The organism is Coprococcus sp. RTP31081st1_H1_RTP31081_211007 (genome assembly GCF_040227275.1).
Taxonomy (GTDB): domain Bacteria; phylum Bacillota; class Clostridia; order Lachnospirales; family Lachnospiraceae; genus Coprococcus; species Coprococcus aceti.
Genome location: NZ_JBEHVP010000001.1, coordinates 488,575 through 505,536, shown reverse-complemented (window position 1 = coordinate 505,536; position 16,962 = coordinate 488,575). Strand labels below are relative to the sequence as shown.

Annotated in this window: 20 protein-coding genes; 10 read left to right on the top strand and 10 right to left on the bottom strand. The window is 42.3% G+C overall.

Features of this window, described 5'->3' with window-relative positions; genetic code table 11:
- The 4 genes from ABUA31_RS02225 to ABUA31_RS02210 all read left to right on the top strand — a co-directional run.
- On the top strand, positions 1 to 1,074 hold a 1,074-nt coding region (locus ABUA31_RS02225; RefSeq protein ID WP_349818412.1), incomplete at its 5' end, for a hypothetical protein.
- Between the two features lie 300 nt (positions 1,075 to 1,374).
- Positions 1,375 to 1,617 (top strand): hypothetical protein, encoded by a 243-nt coding sequence (locus ABUA31_RS02220; RefSeq protein ID WP_015533507.1) that lies wholly within the window; start codon positions 1,375 to 1,377, stop codon positions 1,615 to 1,617.
- A 274-nt stretch (positions 1,618 to 1,891) separates the two neighbouring features.
- On the top strand, positions 1,892 to 2,056 hold the full coding sequence (locus ABUA31_RS02215; protein WP_004853270.1) for a hypothetical protein: 165 nt from the start codon (positions 1,892 to 1,894) through the stop codon (positions 2,054 to 2,056).
- A gap of 84 nt (positions 2,057 to 2,140) precedes the next feature.
- Positions 2,141 to 2,764 carry a type IV secretory system conjugative DNA transfer family protein gene (locus ABUA31_RS02210; RefSeq protein WP_015533506.1) on the top strand — a complete coding sequence of 208 codons (624 nt, stop codon included), beginning with the start codon at positions 2,141 to 2,143 and terminating at the stop codon, positions 2,762 to 2,764.
- On the opposite strand, the gene ABUA31_RS02205 is transcribed toward ABUA31_RS02210, so the two are convergent.
- Positions 2,754 to 3,548 carry a helix-turn-helix domain-containing protein gene (locus ABUA31_RS02205; RefSeq protein ID WP_055272761.1) on the bottom strand — a complete coding sequence of 265 codons (795 nt, stop codon included), beginning with the start codon at positions 3,546 to 3,548 and terminating at the stop codon, positions 2,754 to 2,756. The genes ABUA31_RS02210 and ABUA31_RS02205 overlap by 11 nt on opposite strands.
- Before the next feature lie 115 nt (positions 3,549 to 3,663).
- Between ABUA31_RS02205 and ABUA31_RS02200 the strand changes: the two genes are divergently transcribed.
- A complete protein-coding gene (locus ABUA31_RS02200; protein WP_349818411.1) occupies positions 3,664 to 5,133 on the top strand; it encodes an alpha-N-arabinofuranosidase in 1,470 nt (489 codons plus the stop codon).
- 144 nt (positions 5,134 to 5,277) lie between these two features.
- On the opposite strand, the gene ABUA31_RS02195 is transcribed toward ABUA31_RS02200, so the two are convergent.
- From ABUA31_RS02195 to ABUA31_RS02180, 4 genes are all read right to left on the bottom strand, one after another.
- The gene (locus tag ABUA31_RS02195; protein ID WP_349818410.1) at positions 5,278 to 5,856 is read right to left on the bottom strand and encodes a TetR/AcrR family transcriptional regulator; all 579 of its coding nucleotides are present in this window, start codon (positions 5,854 to 5,856) and stop codon (positions 5,278 to 5,280) included.
- Between the two features lie 94 nt (positions 5,857 to 5,950).
- Complete coding sequence (locus ABUA31_RS02190) at positions 5,951 to 7,510, bottom strand: AMP-binding protein (RefSeq protein ID WP_329988391.1); 1,560 nt, start codon at positions 7,508 to 7,510, stop codon at positions 5,951 to 5,953.
- A gap of 68 nt (positions 7,511 to 7,578) precedes the next feature.
- Complete coding sequence (locus tag ABUA31_RS02185; protein ID WP_015534183.1) at positions 7,579 to 7,827, bottom strand: acyl carrier protein; 249 nt, start codon at positions 7,825 to 7,827, stop codon at positions 7,579 to 7,581.
- A 61-nt stretch (positions 7,828 to 7,888) separates the two neighbouring features.
- Positions 7,889 to 9,280: a condensation domain-containing protein gene (locus ABUA31_RS02180; protein ID WP_055144127.1), complete on the bottom strand. Its 1,392-nt coding sequence runs from the start codon at positions 9,278 to 9,280 to the stop codon at positions 7,889 to 7,891.
- Between the two features lie 525 nt (positions 9,281 to 9,805).
- Here ABUA31_RS02180 and ABUA31_RS02175 point away from each other — a divergent pair.
- The 5 genes from ABUA31_RS02175 (at position 9,806) to ABUA31_RS02155 (ending at position 12,646) form a co-directional block, all read left to right on the top strand.
- A complete protein-coding gene (locus ABUA31_RS02175; RefSeq protein WP_004853256.1) occupies positions 9,806 to 10,252 on the top strand; it encodes a LytTR family DNA-binding domain-containing protein in 447 nt (148 codons plus the stop codon).
- A gap of 11 nt (positions 10,253 to 10,263) precedes the next feature.
- Entirely contained in the window at positions 10,264 to 10,719 is a 456-nt protein-coding gene (locus ABUA31_RS02170) for a DUF3021 domain-containing protein (RefSeq protein WP_004853253.1), read from the top strand.
- Positions 10,720 to 10,980: 261 nt separating this feature from the next.
- Positions 10,981 to 11,211: a type III toxin-antitoxin system ToxN/AbiQ family toxin gene (locus ABUA31_RS02165; RefSeq protein WP_015534180.1), complete on the top strand. Its 231-nt coding sequence runs from the start codon at positions 10,981 to 10,983 to the stop codon at positions 11,209 to 11,211.
- 185 nt (positions 11,212 to 11,396) lie between these two features.
- Positions 11,397 to 11,957, top strand: a complete 561-nt coding sequence (locus tag ABUA31_RS02160; protein WP_044998344.1) for an RNA polymerase sigma factor — start codon at positions 11,397 to 11,399, stop codon at positions 11,955 to 11,957.
- Entirely contained in the window at positions 11,954 to 12,646 is a 693-nt protein-coding gene (locus tag ABUA31_RS02155; RefSeq protein WP_004853247.1) for a hypothetical protein, read from the top strand. The genes ABUA31_RS02160 and ABUA31_RS02155 overlap by 4 nt, the downstream gene beginning before the upstream one ends.
- On the opposite strand, the gene ABUA31_RS02150 is transcribed toward ABUA31_RS02155, so the two are convergent.
- Genes ABUA31_RS02150 through ABUA31_RS02130 form a run of 5 tightly spaced genes read right to left on the bottom strand, consistent with a single transcriptional unit; the run spans position 12,647 to position 16,930 of the window.
- On the bottom strand, positions 12,647 to 13,741 hold the full coding sequence (locus ABUA31_RS02150; protein WP_349818409.1) for an NTP transferase domain-containing protein: 1,095 nt from the start codon (positions 13,739 to 13,741) through the stop codon (positions 12,647 to 12,649).
- Complete coding sequence (locus ABUA31_RS02145) at positions 13,674 to 14,009, bottom strand: winged helix-turn-helix domain-containing protein (protein ID WP_055279896.1); 336 nt, start codon at positions 14,007 to 14,009, stop codon at positions 13,674 to 13,676. Before ABUA31_RS02145 ends, ABUA31_RS02150 begins: the two co-directional genes overlap by 68 nt.
- Positions 14,006 to 14,830: an ABC transporter ATP-binding protein gene (locus ABUA31_RS02140; protein WP_055279897.1), complete on the bottom strand. Its 825-nt coding sequence runs from the start codon at positions 14,828 to 14,830 to the stop codon at positions 14,006 to 14,008. Before ABUA31_RS02140 ends, ABUA31_RS02145 begins: the two co-directional genes overlap by 4 nt.
- Complete coding sequence (locus ABUA31_RS02135) at positions 14,827 to 15,828, bottom strand: FecCD family ABC transporter permease (RefSeq protein WP_161171753.1); 1,002 nt, start codon at positions 15,826 to 15,828, stop codon at positions 14,827 to 14,829. Before ABUA31_RS02135 ends, ABUA31_RS02140 begins: the two co-directional genes overlap by 4 nt.
- Positions 15,812 to 16,930, bottom strand: a complete 1,119-nt coding sequence (locus tag ABUA31_RS02130) for an ABC transporter substrate-binding protein (protein WP_161171754.1) — start codon at positions 16,928 to 16,930, stop codon at positions 15,812 to 15,814. Before ABUA31_RS02130 ends, ABUA31_RS02135 begins: the two co-directional genes overlap by 17 nt.
- Positions 16,931 to 16,962 lie beyond the last annotated feature (32 nt).

Sequence of the window (16,962 nt, the reverse complement as noted above, 5' to 3'; positions counted from 1 at the left end):
TACGGCGAGATGGCGGCACACAGCTTCACTGCCGAAAAAGCAGAGGCGCAGTATTTGAAGTCTGCTGCAACCTGTACCAAAAAGGCGGTCTACTACAAGTCCTGCGCAGTCTGCGGTCTGAGCTCCGAGGGCACGGCGGATGAGGCGACCTTCTTCTCCGGCAATGCGCTGGATCACGACTGGGGCGCTTGGACGCAGAACAGCGATGAAGAGACCCACACCCGAATCTGTAAGCGTGACACCAGCCATACGGAAACCGAGAATTGCCATGGCGGCACGGCGACCTGCACTGCCAAGGCTGTCTGCACGGTCTGCGGCGGCGAATACGGCGAGATGGCGGCACACAGCTTCACTGCCGAAAAAGCAGAGGCGCAGTATTTGAAGTCTGCTGCAACCTGTACCGAAAAGGCAATCTATTACAAGTCCTGCGCAGTCTGCGGTCTGAGCTCCGAGGGTACGGCGGATGAGGCGACCTTCTTCTCCGGCAATGCGCTGGACCACAACTGGGGCGCTTGGACGTCCAACGAAGACGGCGCCCATACCCGCACCTGCACCGTTGACGGATGCTCTGCAGGCACGCAAACGGAGAATTGCATCGATGCAAACAAAGACCACAAATGTGATATCTGCGATTATATAATCAGCGAGTGTGCAGACGATAACAAAGACCACAAGTGTGATTATTGCGGCAAGAAGCTGACTGAGCACACCGGCGGGAAAGCGACCTGCAAGGACAAGGCAAAGTGCGAAGTCTGCGGTGCGGAATACGGTGAGCTTGATGCGAAGAACCACACCAACTTAAAGCACTTCCAGGCAACTGCGGCGACCAAGACCACCGAGGGCAATATCGAGTACTGGTACTGCGAAGGCTGTGGTAAATATTACAGCGACAAGGACGGTACAAAGGAAATCAAAAAAGCCGACACCGTAACGGCGAAGCTGAAGGACGATTCCAAATCTCCGCAGACCGGCGATACAAGCAACCTTGCTTTGTGGATTGCCTTGCTGTTTGTCAGCGGCGGTGCAGCCATTGGCACAACGGTTGTCAGCAGAAAGAAAAAGTACAACAGATAATTGAATAGCGTTCCCTTGCTCCATCTTCCGAGCAAGACAAAAGCGTCGTAGCGATACGGCGCTTTTTTGTTACCCGGAAGCGACAAACAGCGGCTTTTGAATGGTTGGCGGTAAAGGATACCGCCGCTAAAACAAAGCCGCTCATATCGAAAGAAAACGCCCAAAATCGCCCAGAAAAATGACAGTTCGGAGAGGTTTTGGGCATTTCTGCGTTTCGGGAGCAAATCGGCAGTGAAAAGGAGGTGCTCGCTATGCCCCGTATGCCGAAATACCTCAAGGAAGAATTGGCGTTCTTTCTTGATGAGCGTGGCAGGAAGAAATACAACGAGCTTTGCAGGAAATGCGAAAGGAGCTGCAAGCAGCGTTTCATACTATCAAAGACAGTATTTCAATGCGTCCTCTGCCGTGGAACGATTGCAGGAACGGTATGACCGGCTCAAAGAAAAATGCCAGCCGTTTTTGCAGGCACTGGAACACTTTCCAAAGCTGGTGGAGGTCTTTGTGAAGAAGGTCAAGGAGCTTTTCAGTATCAAGGAAGCGTAGGAGCGCAAGGAACGGGAGGACAGAGCAGCCGCCCGAAAAGAACAATCCAAACATCGTCGGGGCAGAAATGATTGGGAACGGCAATGCCGCCAAGCTGGACATTCAAGAGTAGCATCCGAACCACGAGCGCTGCGGGAAGGGTATCACGCTCACGGAGGACGAGGGCAGAAATCTTTACGCAGCACTCAAGGCAATCTATGAAAAGGAATAATCCTTTTTCGGCTGGTAACGGGGCGTTCGGAAACGGACGCCCCTATTTTTACGGAGGGAGGTGATGACCGTGGAGGATATGAAAACCGGCTTTGTAGAGAGAATCGGCGGCACCATTTTCGTTGTCAACGCAATGCCCGCAGAGAACGCAAAGCATACGCAGGAGGAGCTTGTAAAGGCTCTGATTGCAAGAGAAGCAATGGCTTTGCAGGAAGCAGATGTTGCCTGATTGCCAACACGACACCTAAAGGTGCCACCCCATCTGATCCGTTCTGGGAGAAAGCAGGGTAAGCCGTCAAAACTGGATACAAGAATGAAGTTTTTACAGGAGAACAATCCTCTTGGAGCTAATCATCCGGCGGTAAAGCAGTATAACAAATGTATGAGAGGTGCCGGAGATACCGTTCGTTCTATTATTATCAGTGCAAATTCCAGACTGGCATTTCTTGAAAATAAACAGGTACTCAGGCTGCTTTCAAAGGATGATCTTAATCTGCCTGAAATAGGGATAGGAGTAAATGGGGATGGTGAAACAAAGACAGCTCTGTTCTGTGTAATTCCAGATAGTGATAAATCATATAACTTCATTATCGGAATGTTATATACACAGATATTCCAGGAGTTATATTATCAGGCAGATTTCAATTGCGGTGGCAGATTACCGATTCATGTGACATTCATGCTTGATGAATTTGCAAATGTTGCATTGCCGGATGATTATATCCTTGACGAGATTGCCAAGTTTGTTGCTGTGCCACATAATTCCTGTCGGAGCTTTTCGGGGACAGCCGCTGTACGCCCAAGTCTTAATATCTGCAGGAGAGCCGACGATATATGTTTCCGTATCTTCCGTAAAGTCAACAATTATGCCAACCGAAGCAATATCCGCGCAATGTTCAAAAAAATTCATCATAAAAGTTTATTCCTTACCATATAAAGTTGTTTTTCAAATTATCATTCTTGGAAATTTTCCTGTACTCACTCGGTGTGATCCCTGTTCTTTTTTTGAATATCTTCATAAAGCATATCTCATTTCCGTATCCGCAGAGGTCGGATATTTCCTTAACGGTCATATCGGTGGTCGAAAGATAATATTGTCCTGTCTTGATCTTTGCGGATAAAATATCTTCATAGCAGCTTATCCCGAATTTCCGTTTGTATATTGCCTGAAGATATGACGGACTCAGATTCATTTTTTCAGCAAGCTGATATATATTGCTGTAGCTCCCTGCATTGCTGTAAATATCGGTGCGGAGCATTTCAAGAGCGGAAATGCGGCTTTTATCGCTGTCAGGATTTATGCTGCTTTCGGATATTTTCATAAGTATCATCTGCATAAGCATATTTTCGTACTGTTTCCTGTTGGTCGAACCGGCTACATTTTCACGGCATAATATCGTAAGCAACTCTTCAATTGCAGGAATATCCGCCGAGGTGATAAGCGTGTCAGTTTTTATCCCATTCATAAGCTCGGTATCGTCCGTATCAAAATGGACAAAGTGATTAACATAACTTCCGCACAGAGTTTTGTAATGCTGCATTGTTCCCTTGCTGTATAAAATGAGACTGTCGGGAGAAACGGTTATTTCTTCACCGTTTTGTATCAGAACAGCGGAGGTCTTGAAGATAACAAGAAGATCATCTCCCGAACCATCCGGTCTGCATATTTCAAAATTCCCTTTGTGTCTTACGTTCTGACAGACTGTGTTTATACTTATCATATCATCACCTCAAAGTACGAACGGTTAGTATAATAATGTTATAAGTCATTGCAATACCAAAGTCAATGACTTATATATGATAATATAATAATTCAGTATGCGGCGGAGGTATAATATGAAAAAAATATCAATAGTAATAAATGCAGACGACAGGCTCGGACATATCTCTCCCGAGATATACGGACATTTTTCCGAGCATCTCGGAAGATGTATCTACAACGGTATATATGTGGGTGAAAATTCACCTATTTCGAATACAGACGGAATAAGGAATGATATCATCGAGGCGTTCAGAAATATAAAAGCTCCCGTTTTCCGCTGGCCCGGCGGCTGCTTTGCGGAAGAATATCACTGGCAGGACGGTATCGGTGAAAAAGCCTTGCGCCGAAAGATCGTGAACACGAACTGGGGCGGAGTTACGGAGGATAATTCTTTCGGTACACACGAATTTATGCGCTTCTGTGAGCTTGTTGGCTGCAAGCCTTATATAAACGTCAATGTTGGCAGCGGCAGTGTTCGTGAAATGTCCGAATGGATAGAATATATGACCTCAGATGCGGAATCGCCTCTCACAGAGCAGAGAAAGAAGAACGGCAGAGCCGAGCCGTGGAAACTCGAATACCTCGGTGTCGGCAATGAAAACTGGGGCTGCGGAGGAAATATGCGTCCCGAATATTACGCCGACGTTTATAAAAGGTATCAGACGTTTTGCCACAATTATTCGGGAAACAGACTTTACAGAATAGCCTGCGGTCCAAGCTCTGCCGACTATAACTGGACAGAAGTCATGATGAAAAATCTTGACAGCAATAATGTTGATGCTATCGACCTGCATTATTATACGATGCCCGTATGGCCCGAAATGGATTCAGCCACCGATTTTGACGATGAGCTTTATTATAAAACTATCGCTGCAGCGAACTTTTCCGATGAGCTTATCACAAGACATTCGGAGATAATGAATCGCTATGATCCCGAAAAGAAAATAGGACTTGTAATAGGCGAGTGGGGCTGTTGGCATAAGGTAGAAGAGGGTACGAACCCGGGATTTTTATATCAGCAGAATACTATGCGTGATGCTATCGTTGCTGCAATAGAGCTGAATGTTTTTAACAGACACAGCGACCGTGTTGTAATGGCAAACCTTGCACAGGCGGTGAATGTTCTCCAATCGGTCATTCTTACAGAGGACGATAAGATGATAAAAACGCCTACATATCACGTTTTCGACCTTTTTAAAACACACCAAAACAACGAGGCAGTTTACTGCTATACGCAGAACGAAAATATGTCGGAAGGCAAAAATGCTCCGATGATCTCGGTTTCCGCATCGGTGAACGAAAAGAGTATGACCGTTACCGCCGCAAACTGTTCGCTTACGGAAGAGGCTGCCGTTGAATGTAGCATTTTCGGATTTAAAGCATCATCGGTTTCGTGCAGGATACTTACAAACGAGGCGCACAGCTATAACGACTTCGACTGTCCCGACAGGGTGAGCATTACCGAGCATACGGCAGTCATCAAGGATAATGTTTTAAAGCTGAATATTCCGCCTTGTGCTGTTGTGGAATGTGTTGTTGACTAAATATTGGGGCATATTCACAGTGCATTTCGTCTTTATAATAAAAATATAAGCATAAGAGCTGCGTTTCATTAAAGAAGCGCAGCTCTTTATGTGAGAATGTATAAAAAACACATCTCCCCAACACCACTAGATGAAGAGATGTGCCTACACCCCCAAATACGGTCTCATACCATCCAGAAATGCTTCTGTCAGGAAAGCAGACACCTTGTCGCTGCTTTCCTGACAGTTATCCACCGCAAACTTGTGCAGGATACCAACTACGCCGCCTATTGCGTATGCTACGGCGTATGAGTATTTCTCCTGGGCCAGGCCGGTCTTGCTGGATTTTTCCAGAATTAATCGCACGTATCTATGGAACATTGTCAGTGCCTTTTCCACGAAATCATAAGCCTCAGGTGTGGCAATGATGATCATGAGAAATTTATTTGCTTTCATGTATTCGCATAGAGACCTGAAGAACTGGTGGCAGATCTCAATATTGCCTTCTGGTTTGAAGCTATTCATGATCTGAAATATTTCATCGATGATGCGGTCTTCCATGGCATTGATGAAAGCAGGCATGTCTTCATAGTGGTTGTAAAATGTGCTTCTGGTCACACCTGTGAGTTTTGTTATCTCGGACACGCTTATTTTGTTCAGAGCCTTTTGACCTGCAAGTATCTTGAATGCATCTAGAAGGTCACTTTCAGTTCTATCATATCGGGGATCGGTTGAGTTGATCATGGCTGTCTCCTTTATCTGCTGCCTGGCTTGGTGCTGCAGTTTTGTCATTATCTAATACAGCAATGTTACAACAATAATGCGTGTGAGTCTATTGTTATACGAGATTTCTTTTGATCTTTTTTGTCGAACTCTTTTCAAATGGTTCTTTTCTTATATCCAGTGCAGAGATCCTTTTGTATGTTGGCTGGTTTTTGTTGAAAGTATCAATAATTTTTTGCAATTTTTCAGAAGTTCTGTCTGCATCCATATGTTTCTTATCTACAAAATCCTGATCTGGATATATGTGAGCAGTGAGATGGTTGCCGTCGCCGGTAATGACTATTTCTGAAATAAGGGGTTCTATAGAAAGCTTTCCTTCCAGTTCCTCAGGGGATATGTTTTCACCATTTGCCAGAATGATGAGGTTCTTTTTCCTTCCGGTTATATACATGAAACCATCGGAGTCGAGATAACCAAGATCTCCGGTGCAGAGCCAGCCGTCTTGAAAAGCTTCTGCGGTCTCGTTTGGCATGTCGTAGTATCCGGACATGACGCTTGTGCCTTTTACCTGAATTTCCTCATCGACAAAACGAACAGCACAGTTGTCCAGGAGTTTGCCAACGGATCCGGGTCTGTTGTATCTGTGATTGTTGGAGCAAATTACAGGGGAGCATTCAGTCATGCCGTATCCCTGGAGTATGTCTATTCCGTATTTTTTGAATTCGGTAACATACATAGGATCCAGATATGCCCCTCCGCAGAATATATATTCCAGTTTACCGCCAAATGCTTCCTTTGCAACCAGCTTTTTAGGAAGGAGAGGGTTGACATCTTTAAGTTTTTTGTAAATGGTTTCTACCATGAGAGGAACCATCAGCATGCCAACGGGCTGGAACCGTTTCATGTTTTTCAGCATGTGTAGCAACGAGTCATTGATGCAGATAGTGGCGCCCAGTGAAATGCCCTTCATCCATTCCATTGTCAGGCAGAAGGCGTGATGTATAGGAAGAACGCTCAGAATAGTTACACCAGGTTCCAGATTTACATATACATTTTCAACATTTTGTGCGAGATTGAATTGAGACAGCATGACGCCTTTGCTTTTACCTGTTGTTCCAGAGGTATACATAAGCGTACACATTTTATCCTTATCCTGATCGGCAAATGCAAAGTCATCCGGTATGGTAATTTCGCTGCGGAGCTGTTCAAATGACAAAATTGCTAATTGTGGATTTGAATCTGCACCCTCCGGACGCTCTATATCGACTTTCTTTTCCATGGTGAATACAACATTCATTCTAGGACAATCTGCTTTCAGTTCTGTTATCACATCTTTTCTGGATGCTCCGCAGAATAATGCAGTTGATTCTGATCTATTCAGAAGTTCATGTAATTCCGGAGCAGACAGGTTTGCATCCAGCGGTACAGCAGTATTTCCCGTGAAAAGTATAGCCATGTAGGCGCAGATCCATTCATAAGAGCTGCTTCCCACCAGTGCAATATGTGTTCCGCAGAGTCCATTATTTCGTAAAATGACAGCAGTTTTGCGAATATCATCCCACATATCTCCGTAGCTCTTTTCAACAATCTCTCTGTGAGACAGATATTTAACAGCTATTACATCTCTATATATCCGACAGCTTTTTTCAACAATTTCCAGAATAGTTTCTTCCATATATCATATCTCCATTTCTTTTATGTGAGGCAAAATGGGACATACTCCGTCGTCCCAGATTTTTAATGTTAAACCGATGCAGAAGAGCTTGTCAGGTTGTCAAGGTACTTGATGGCGTCTTCTATAGTGTGAATATTGATGATCTCATCTTCATCGATTTCCACGTCAAATGTATCTTCAAGGTCGCCGAGAAAAGTCATGAAATCAAGGGAGCTAAAGCCCAAATCTTCTATGAATCGCATATCATTAGTGATCTCATCAGCTGGTGTATTGCAGTATTCGGCAACAATGTTCAAAAAAGTTATATTAGTATTCATATTAAAATTCTCCTTATTGAATTAATTAAATGGGGCAGGAACCTCCGTCCCCAAAAGATGGTCAGATGCATTCGATGATTTCGCCCACGGTCATTTCTGGCTCGGCAATGCCTTTGAAGATTATCTTCATAAGGTAGTAGTAGAACAGTTCAATGTCCTGTTCGGAGAGACTTGCGGTCTGGTATCTGAAATAGAAATTCAGGCCCAGATCATTTGCACTGTGCATGACGGTGAGATAGATCTTTTGTTTTGATGTACCATTTGGAATCCACATACTCCTTACGGAAATGTCTTTGAGATGCGGATTTTTAAGCCTGATAGGAAGAGGCTGGTAAGTAAGCCCCACGCTCTCATAAGTAGTGTGTGGAGGAGTGTGGAACATTTCTTTCATCTGGTCAGACAAAAGTTCCGGGTCATAATTGCAGTGTCGGTATACATGATTCTGAACATCCTGAATCATGAAAACTGCATCCAGAAACTCTGTGTCCGGATCAATGATGGTTCTGCAAGGGTATGCCATTGCGCGAGAGCCACCTGATACCCACTCGGCATGTGTGGAACGTCTTGAAACATAATTCCTTATGGAGATGTCAGTCTGTCCGCCATTTGCCTTGGAGAGATAAGTTCGTATTCCCATGAGAATGAGGTTGGTCATGGATATGTGATTGTTCATACAAAAATCTAGAAGATTCTGGGTTGGCTCAGCATCTAGATGATAGTTCTTTGTAGCGACAGACAGGTTGTTAATTTCCTGATCTGCAGCGCGGAGTGACTTGTCATTGTGAAGGCGCCTGCTTTCCTGAAGTATCCGTTGTCCCTGTATATCGGAGTAAATAGGTTCTCCATTTTCCTCCAGCACATTTTGCCAGTACATGCGGTCTTTTGAGACACGTTTTTCGTCTGTGCTTTTTTTAAGATCACGTTCGACCATGTCAGTGAAACTTGCCATGTCCTCGGGATAAGGCGTGCCAAATTTGTAATGACAGTACAGTTCCATGATGTCATTCACCATGACGATAGCTCCACATGAATCCATGAGTCTGTGATCGATCTTGATGTACAGCCCATTGTAGCCACCCGGAAGCGAGATCATTTTTATCACATTCATTGGAATATTGTCCCCGTCAAACGGAATTCTGGACCATTCTTCCATGCGGTGGTAAGCGTCATCACCGGAAAGCCATGAAAGGTTTTCGTAATCAATATCTCTGTCATCGTGAGAAACAACATATTGCCGTACCTCTCCATTTGGGTCAACTTTTGTAAAACGGATTCGCAGGCATTCGTATCTTTCGTACTCCAGCTGTATGCATTTTTTCAGCAGACCAAAATCAAGCGGCGCTTGCAGAGTCATACAAATGCTTATATTTGCGACTTGCTGAGTGCCAAATTCAATAATTGGTTTGAAATGTATCTTTTGTGAAGGTGTTAATGGATAATATTTTCTTGGCATAATTTATTCCTCCTGATGTTCTGATACGCTGTGGGAAAAGTTATCACAAGAAAAATGAGGATTCAATATGCCGGATCCGCTAATGGACACTTTAGATGAAATTGACCGGAAATCGGGGACGTTCCTTCTGTCACCAAGAGTGTCCCCCTGTAACGAATAAGACAGAGGGACACTCTTGGTGACAGAAGGAACGTCCCTACATGTATTAAAAATCAGAGCGATAAATTTGAAGTCTCACTTGAGGTATTTTAAGGGATTTAATAACTGTTATATTTGGTTATAGAAATCTCGGCAAACCCTTGAAAATACTAAAATTTTCGTGGGTGTCCTCCCCGTCACATCTTGTATTGTGTTATATCGTTTTACCCTTGTTTATGAACCCTCATAAGGGAAAAAACAAGGGAAAGAATCAACTGAGAAAACATTGTTTTTGACCAGTTAGGTAGAAAAAATGACCACCTATTGATAAAGTATAGATAATAATCCTAATTCAGATATACTATAAAGCAAGAAAGGAGGAAAATCATGAAACTGAATATTAATATCGATGCGGAAGCTAAAGAACCTGAAATTATGATTACAACAGCACAGATGACGGAAGAAGTTAACAGAGTTGTTGATTTTGTAAGCAGATTAGATGATGCTCCAACAATTATTTCCGGTATCAGAGAGGATAAGGTCGAACTATTAGATCCGGATCACATAGTAAAGATTTACGCAGAAGACAGTAAAGTTTTTACCCAAACAGACAATGGTACGTATCAAATTAGATTGAGACTATATGAAGCGGAAGAAAGATTGGATAACAGTAAGTTTGTAAGGATATCAAATTCAGAAATTGTGAATCTTAAGAAGGTTAAAAGCCTTGATTTAAGCTTTGTAGGAACAATTTGTATGGAATTATCGAATGGGACTGTAAGTTATGTTTCCAGAAGATATGTTTCAAAGATCAAAAAAGTATTAGGATTATGAGGTGACTAAAAATGAAAAAAGAATTATTTTCTAGAATATTTGTTGGATTATTGGGTGGAATTGTAATTAGTTATTTGATTACAATTGGAATTTCACTTGCAATCGGTGATGGTAGTTACTATTCATGTGTTCCGAGTTTGATTGAACGATTTGGCAATGAGGTAACAGCGATTATCATACAGACTGTTTTAAGTGCCGTTCTTGGAGCAGGATTTGCAGGAGCATCTGTTATCTGGGAAATAGATAAGTGGAGTTTATTAAAACAAACAAGCATTTATTTTGGAATTGTATCTGTACTTATGATGACAGTTGCATATATTTGCGAATGGATGGAGCATTCTGTTAAAGGTGTATTAAGCTATTTTGCTATTTTTGTTGCAATATTTGTTGTAGTTTGGATAGTACAATATTTGATTTGGAAGATACGTATTTATAAGATAAAAGAAGGCATTCAAAAGAATAATTAGTCGAAATACACAGAGTACAAATCGAAGATTTGTGCGGTGGGTGTATTTCGCTCTACGAGGCTGAAAAATGATTTGTGCTAAATATAAAAAGATTATGAATTTTTAGAAATTCATTGACAAAAGAATGGCATTTGGTTCAATAATATTGAAGGAGGGTCCTGCCGATAAGTGGACGTTCAAAAAGCGTTAGGGTCGCTACGGTGACACTACATTCAAGGACTATGGAAACATAGTCCTTGAAATATTTTAAAGAAGAAATGAATGATTCAAGCACCATTAGAAGTATATCGTATTGATATGAAATACATCAGAAACTTACATAATATAGATGACAGAGTTTTATCGGTATCTCCTCAGATTGGTAAGGACGAGCGACCTTTTCTTGGAGTGCTTGTTATTTGTAATGAACATAAGTATTGTGTTCCCTTATCTAAGCCAAAGGAAAAGCATGAAAAAATGAGGGATAAAATTGATTTCAAAAAGATTGTATGAATTGTAATTTTCCGCATTGAATATTAAGAGACTTGTTGGTGTATGTCTTTTGCTGTTTTATTATATTCTTTCAAAAAATGAAAGCTAATCTTTGAATAAATATCTTTTGAATTTAAGTGACGCTTGACACATTTTCCCCGTCTATTAGAGTGAAAGGCCTTAATACAAAGGAGGAGGAGAAGCCTATGGATGATAAGCAGATATTAGATTTATATTGGGAGCGCTCCGAAGCTGCTATATCCGAAACTTCAAAAAAATACGGAAAGTATTGCAGATACATAGCCTTTAATATTCTTCACAATGACGAAGACAGCGAGGAATGTGTAAATGATACTTATTTAAGAGCTTGGAACAGCATACCGCCTAACCGTCCATCTGTCCTAAAAACTTTTTTAGGGAAGATTACTCGCAACTTATCTTTGGACAGGTACGAACTGCTCAATGCAAAGAAACGTAATGGCGGGCAAATGCCATTGATTCTTGATGAAATACAAGAGTGCATACCATCGTTGGATAGTACAGAAAACATTGTTGAAGAAATTGCTCTAACGGATATTCTCAACCGCTTTCTTTCTTCCCTGTCATTAGAACAGCGAAAAATCTTTATGAGAAGATATTGGTACTTATCGCCCATTAAAGAAATTGCAACGGAATATGATATGAGCGAGAGCAAAATCAAGATGTCATTATTTCGTTCAAGGAACGAACTTAAAAAATTGTTAGAGAAAGAAGGTATCTCTGTATGAAAGAAAAGAAACTTTTAAGGGCATTGGGAAATGTCGATAATCAGTATATTAAGGAGGCTGAACCTATGAAAAAAACAAGTAAAATAACTAATCGGCAAAAATGGGTGTCTGTTGCTGCTTGCTTCGTACTCGTTGCTGTGATTGGAGTGGGAGTTTTTCAAAGCAATCTGTTTGGTACAAAAAACGATATTGCCACGCTGGATGGTGGAGAAACAATTACTTTTGTTAAAAATGACTTATCACAATCTTCAATTAACTTAAATGTAACAACAAGGCCCTTGAGCGATGCTGAGATTGAAATGCTTTTTGCAGACTTGCCTGTTACCGCAGATGCTTACTTTGATGCTGACAATCATAATATTCTGGGTCTTGAGGGAAAAATTGGTGATACAAGAATGGTAGTATCTAAACAGGGTGTAAATCTATTAGATACTATCATTGATGGAAATACAATCACTTCAAGTGTAGACGGCGTTGATATCAATGCAGGATATTTCGTAACAAAGTCAAATAGTCAAGGTATCAAAACCGTAATATATTATGCAACCTTTGATATGGGAGAGAACACTATTTATGTAGAGTATTCTGGCGTTGAAAATGAAAGTGAAACTGTAAAAAACAACTTGGTAGACACAATTTTGAAGTTGATTGAGAACGGTGCATTTGATTTGAGTCAAATCCAAGAATAATCAGGGACGTTCCTTCAGCTGCGCCATATCTGCTGGTGTGTCAATGTCCATCAATTCAGTCTTGCTGGTGACAGGTAGCTGCCTTACCTGAGATTCGTGACTGTGGACAACGACATTTCCGCCTTTTCCTTGTGGGAGAGACATAAGCTCATCAAAATATTCTTTTGGAAATATCACAGGTGCTCCTGGTGTTTTGTCATAACACGTTCTCCATATATATGATGGCTCATTTTTAGAACATAATAATAGTGATGCTATAGATTCCGTCTTTATGAGTGGCTGATCGGAAGGAATAAAAGCACAGCGGTCAATATAAGAACCAATTGTATCCAGACCAAGACGGATCATATCATTCCGATATGGAGAGGAGTGAAGGATTACCGGTATACTATATTCTGTGCAAAGCTTTTCAATATCCTGGTGTATGGTGACAACAAGTCGTCTGGCAAACAAATCTTTTGTTATATCAAGTATCCACTTTATGAGTGGCTGTCCGTGATATTCAGCCATGAGCTTATTGCTGCCAAAGCGCTTTCCCTGTCCTGAAGCCATGATGATACATCCGGAATTGCCAAATGGTCTGTCAAGGTCAACAAGGAACACATCTTTATGGCTGCACAGCCAGTTTAGAAATGAGAGATCCTGTTTTCGAACGACCATAATGATCCGCTTTTTATTCATGAGCCTTTCGAAAGCTTTTTGATAATCGTATGATGTGTTTTCAAGATATCCAATTTCGTCTACAGTAATCCATGGTGCTGTTGTGTCTGCTAGGCTTTCTAAAAAAGCAATACATGTGCTGTTAAAGGCATCTTTAATGGGCTGCATGAGGTTCTCGCAACCTGTGGCATCAGAGCAGAATCTGCCTATACGTACAACTTCACCGCTAGAGTTGTTTTTCATGTATACGCCTTCTTTTGGAACGGCCCATGATGTAACTCCGGGCATTTGTCTGTCGAAAAGTGAAGAGAGAAGTGTTGATTTGCCACTTTTCCTGTCACCGGTAATAACGATATGTTTCTTTTGACTAGTCAGAAAAGATCTCCATATACAATTGGCTTCCAGCCTGAATACAGGCTTCTCTGTATTGTTCATATTTTTTCAGCCATTCCTTTCCCTCTGGTGTTATCGTGCTTCCCCCACCTGACCTGCCACCTGTTGTGCGGCTTGTAAGTGAAAATCCCAGCGCTTCTTCAGCATTTTTTATCATGCGGAATGCTTTGCTGTAGGCAAGTCCCATGGACTGGGATGCGGAGCGGAGAGAACCGGTTTTTTCTATAGCCAAAAGAAGGCGGTATGGGCCTTCACCAAAGAATTTCTCATCATTATCATCAAAAAATGTTATTTTAATAGCAGCTCTCAATGCATATCATCCTCCTTCATCATGACAAGCTGGCGCTTTCCCTGACGGTTGCAAAGTTCTCTGATACTGATTGTACCATAAACTTTGGACAGAAGCATTTCCATTTCCTCAATGGGTGTTTTATCGGGATATATTTCACCGATCAGCTTGGATTCAGATAAAACCAGAAGAGTGTTGCAGTAATTTAATGCAAGTGATGAATCGTGAAGCGTTACCAGAGACACCGCGCGGTTTTGTTCAACATAGCTGCACAGAAGTTTCATGATCTGGTAGCGCAGTCTGAAGTCCAGTGCACTTTCCGGTTCGTCCAGGAGTAAAAGCTTCCGTTTGGCCACAAATGTACGTGCCAGCAGGGCAAGCTGTTTTTGCCCCTCGCTCAATGTCTGGAAATTATCGTTTATCCGTGAATCAAGGCCGACCATTGCAAGAACTTCATGAGCTTTTCCTTTCATGGTATCAGTAGGGGGCTGAAGCAGCTTAAGCTCTGGGTTAAATCCCATCATGACAACATCCAAGAGAGATATGTCTATGGATATGCCGCTTTTTTGAGGGATATATCCACATAGCTGTGCTAGTTTTTTGTGAGGAATATGTTCCAGCTGGAGATTATCTAACTCGCAGCAGCCACTATGTGGAATCAAATTGGCAATAGCTTTGATAAGGGTTGTCTTGCCACAGCCATTCTCGCCAAGTATACCAACAATTGTACCTTCTTCTGCAGAAAAGCTGATATTATTTATCACATTTTGCACATCTGGGGTGTTGGTGCGGCTGCTGTGGTGGTAGCCGGCTGACAGATCGCATATGTTTAATATACTCATTTTACAGGTTTCCTCCTTATGCATAGATAGATAAGAAACGGTGCTCCTACGATACTTGTGAATATACTGACCGGCAGTTCTGTGGAACATACACTGCGGGCAAGGATATCGCCGAAAGTGAGAAGACATCCACCTATAAGACCACTCAGAAGCATAGTTGATAAGCGGTTATTTTTGAGCAGCATTCTGGCTCCGTGCGGAGCAAGCAAAGAAATAAAGCTGATAAGTCCTGTCATGCTGATCACACTTGAAGTTGCCAGGGTTGCGATCAAAAGAACCAGCATTCGCATCTGGTTAACATGCACTCCAAGCATTTGGCCCTCTGCGTCATCAAGGGAGAGCATTATGATCTGCCTGTACAACAGGAACATTATCAGCAGACAGACAGCGCACAGTATTACATTTGAACCAATGGAATATATGCTTATGCCATTAAGACTTCCCATGATCCAGTATTCAATTGATGCTAATTGTTTTTCAGGGTCGGCAGTCAGCTTCAGACACACAAGAGCGGTCTGGGCAAGACTGTGTACTGCTATGCCTGCCAGTACTATGCTTTTTCCATCACGTTCATATGTCAGAGATGACAGAAGCAGAACCAGTATCACACAGCATATGGCTCCGGCAAAAGCGGATATGGTTACAGACATTGTTCCCGACAAAAACAGAATGCCAAATGCGGCACCAGCGCTTGCACCTGAGGATACACCTATGATGTCTGGAGAAGCCAATGGATTCTTAAATACAGTCTGATATACAAATCCTGCTATGCCGAGAACAAATCCTCCTATACAGCCGATGATTCCGCGGCTTGCGCGAAGCGTGAGAAATACACGCCACTGCATGTCATCACCTTGCAGCAATCCATTCAGTGTAAGAGGATATTTTCCGACAAAAAAAGAAAATATACTGAGAGCCGCCAGAATGACAGCTCCCAGTATAATAGTTATTGTTGCTTTGTTTTTATTTTTACGCTTGTTATTAGTTGTTGATTCCATAGAATGTTTCATAATAATTTGTCATTTCAGTTGTATATGTGTCAGCTGATACCTGATCAGGATGAAGGATTCCTGCAAGCCATACAGATGCCAGGATTCCTGCAGGTACCGGACTGTCCAATGCCTCAACATCTCCAGGAATAGCATATACGTGGCTGTTTTTTACAGCAGTGCATTCTGCAAGGTTTGGATCGTTCATTACGTCATCTACTGTATATTCGGCATCAGATGCGATTATTATATAAGAAGGATCCCATGCAAGAAGCTGCTCATAGCTTATCTCGGCCCAGTATGAGTCTGTGATAGAATCAGCTGCATTTTTTCCACCAGCAAGCTCTATGATGCTTGACTGATACATAGAAGGACCGGCAGTAGACAAGAATGATGAGTTGCCGGCAAGGTATACACTTTCAGGTTCTACGCCAGACAGAGCTGAAGTAAGCATATTCTTCTGAGAATCTATATATGCGAGCAGCTTTGCAGCTTCTGAATTGGTGTTAGTTGCCGTAGCTATGGTGTTGATCATTTCTGTCATAAGATCCTGACTTTCAGGATTGACGAGCAGTACTGTGATACCGAGGTCTGTCAGGCTCTGGGCTGCATCCTTCAGTTTCATTGGCAGAATAACCAGATCAGGTGAAAGAGCAGCACATGTCTCAAGGTTGAACTCTTTGGCAGTTCCAACATTAGGCAGCTCTGTCAGTTCTGGTGCAGCAAGCTTATAAATAGGGCGCTTGTCTGCTTTTGCCTCAATACCGACAACCTTATCCTTGAGACCAAGAGCGATCAGAAGGCTTGAAGAAATATAGTAGCCACTCACGATAGAAGATGGCTCTTTTTCAATTGTAACTTCACGGCCGGCCTGGTCAGTAACTGTTACAGGGTAGACAGTCTGTTCAGCATCTGCTTCAGTGGAAGACTCTTCAGAAGATAATTCTTCAGATACTTCTTCACTGGAAGCTGATTCGGATACTGAAGCAGCTGTGGTGCTTTCCGTAGTACTCTGTGTTGTCGTAGCACTGTCTGTACCACAGGCTGTAAGTACTGCCAGCATGGTACAGATAAGGATGATAGATAGTTGCTTTTTAAAACTTGTTTTCATGAATTCAATGTTCCTTTCGTTATTCTTGAAAT

Excerpts from the sequence above, each read along its gene's own strand:
- ABUA31_RS02205 (WP_055272761.1), bottom strand. The coding sequence starts at position 3,548 with ATGATAAGTATAAACACAGTCTGTCAGAACGTAAGACACAAAGGGAAT.
- ABUA31_RS02190 (WP_329988391.1), bottom strand. The coding sequence starts at position 7,510 with ATGGAAGAAACTATTCTGGAAATTGTTGAAAAAAGCTGTCGGATATAT.
- ABUA31_RS02195 (WP_349818410.1), bottom strand. The coding sequence starts at position 5,856 with ATGATCAACTCAACCGATCCCCGATATGATAGAACTGAAAGTGACCTT.
- ABUA31_RS02210 (WP_015533506.1), top strand. The coding sequence starts at position 2,141 with ATGAAGTTTTTACAGGAGAACAATCCTCTTGGAGCTAATCATCCGGCG.
- ABUA31_RS02135 (WP_161171753.1), bottom strand. The coding sequence starts at position 15,828 with ATGGAATCAACAACTAATAACAAGCGTAAAAATAAAAACAAAGCAACA.
- ABUA31_RS02130 (WP_161171754.1), bottom strand. The coding sequence starts at position 16,930 with ATGAAAACAAGTTTTAAAAAGCAACTATCTATCATCCTTATCTGTACC.
- ABUA31_RS02220 (WP_015533507.1), top strand. The coding sequence starts at position 1,375 with ATGAGCGTGGCAGGAAGAAATACAACGAGCTTTGCAGGAAATGCGAAA.
- ABUA31_RS02200 (WP_349818411.1), top strand. The coding sequence starts at position 3,664 with ATGAAAAAAATATCAATAGTAATAAATGCAGACGACAGGCTCGGACAT.
- ABUA31_RS02180 (WP_055144127.1), bottom strand. The coding sequence starts at position 9,280 with ATGCCAAGAAAATATTATCCATTAACACCTTCACAAAAGATACATTTC.
- ABUA31_RS02165 (WP_015534180.1), top strand. The coding sequence starts at position 10,981 with ATGATTCAAGCACCATTAGAAGTATATCGTATTGATATGAAATACATC.
- ABUA31_RS02140 (WP_055279897.1), bottom strand. The coding sequence starts at position 14,830 with ATGAGTATATTAAACATATGCGATCTGTCAGCCGGCTACCACCACAGC.
- ABUA31_RS02170 (WP_004853253.1), top strand. The coding sequence starts at position 10,264 with ATGAAAAAAGAATTATTTTCTAGAATATTTGTTGGATTATTGGGTGGA.
- ABUA31_RS02160 (WP_044998344.1), top strand. The coding sequence starts at position 11,397 with ATGGATGATAAGCAGATATTAGATTTATATTGGGAGCGCTCCGAAGCT.
- ABUA31_RS02155 (WP_004853247.1), top strand. The coding sequence starts at position 11,954 with ATGAAAGAAAAGAAACTTTTAAGGGCATTGGGAAATGTCGATAATCAG.
- ABUA31_RS02150 (WP_349818409.1), bottom strand. The coding sequence starts at position 13,741 with ATGAACAATACAGAGAAGCCTGTATTCAGGCTGGAAGCCAATTGTATA.
- ABUA31_RS02215 (WP_004853270.1), top strand. The coding sequence starts at position 1,892 with ATGACCGTGGAGGATATGAAAACCGGCTTTGTAGAGAGAATCGGCGGC.
- ABUA31_RS02185 (WP_015534183.1), bottom strand. The coding sequence starts at position 7,827 with ATGAATACTAATATAACTTTTTTGAACATTGTTGCCGAATACTGCAAT.
- ABUA31_RS02175 (WP_004853256.1), top strand. The coding sequence starts at position 9,806 with ATGAAACTGAATATTAATATCGATGCGGAAGCTAAAGAACCTGAAATT.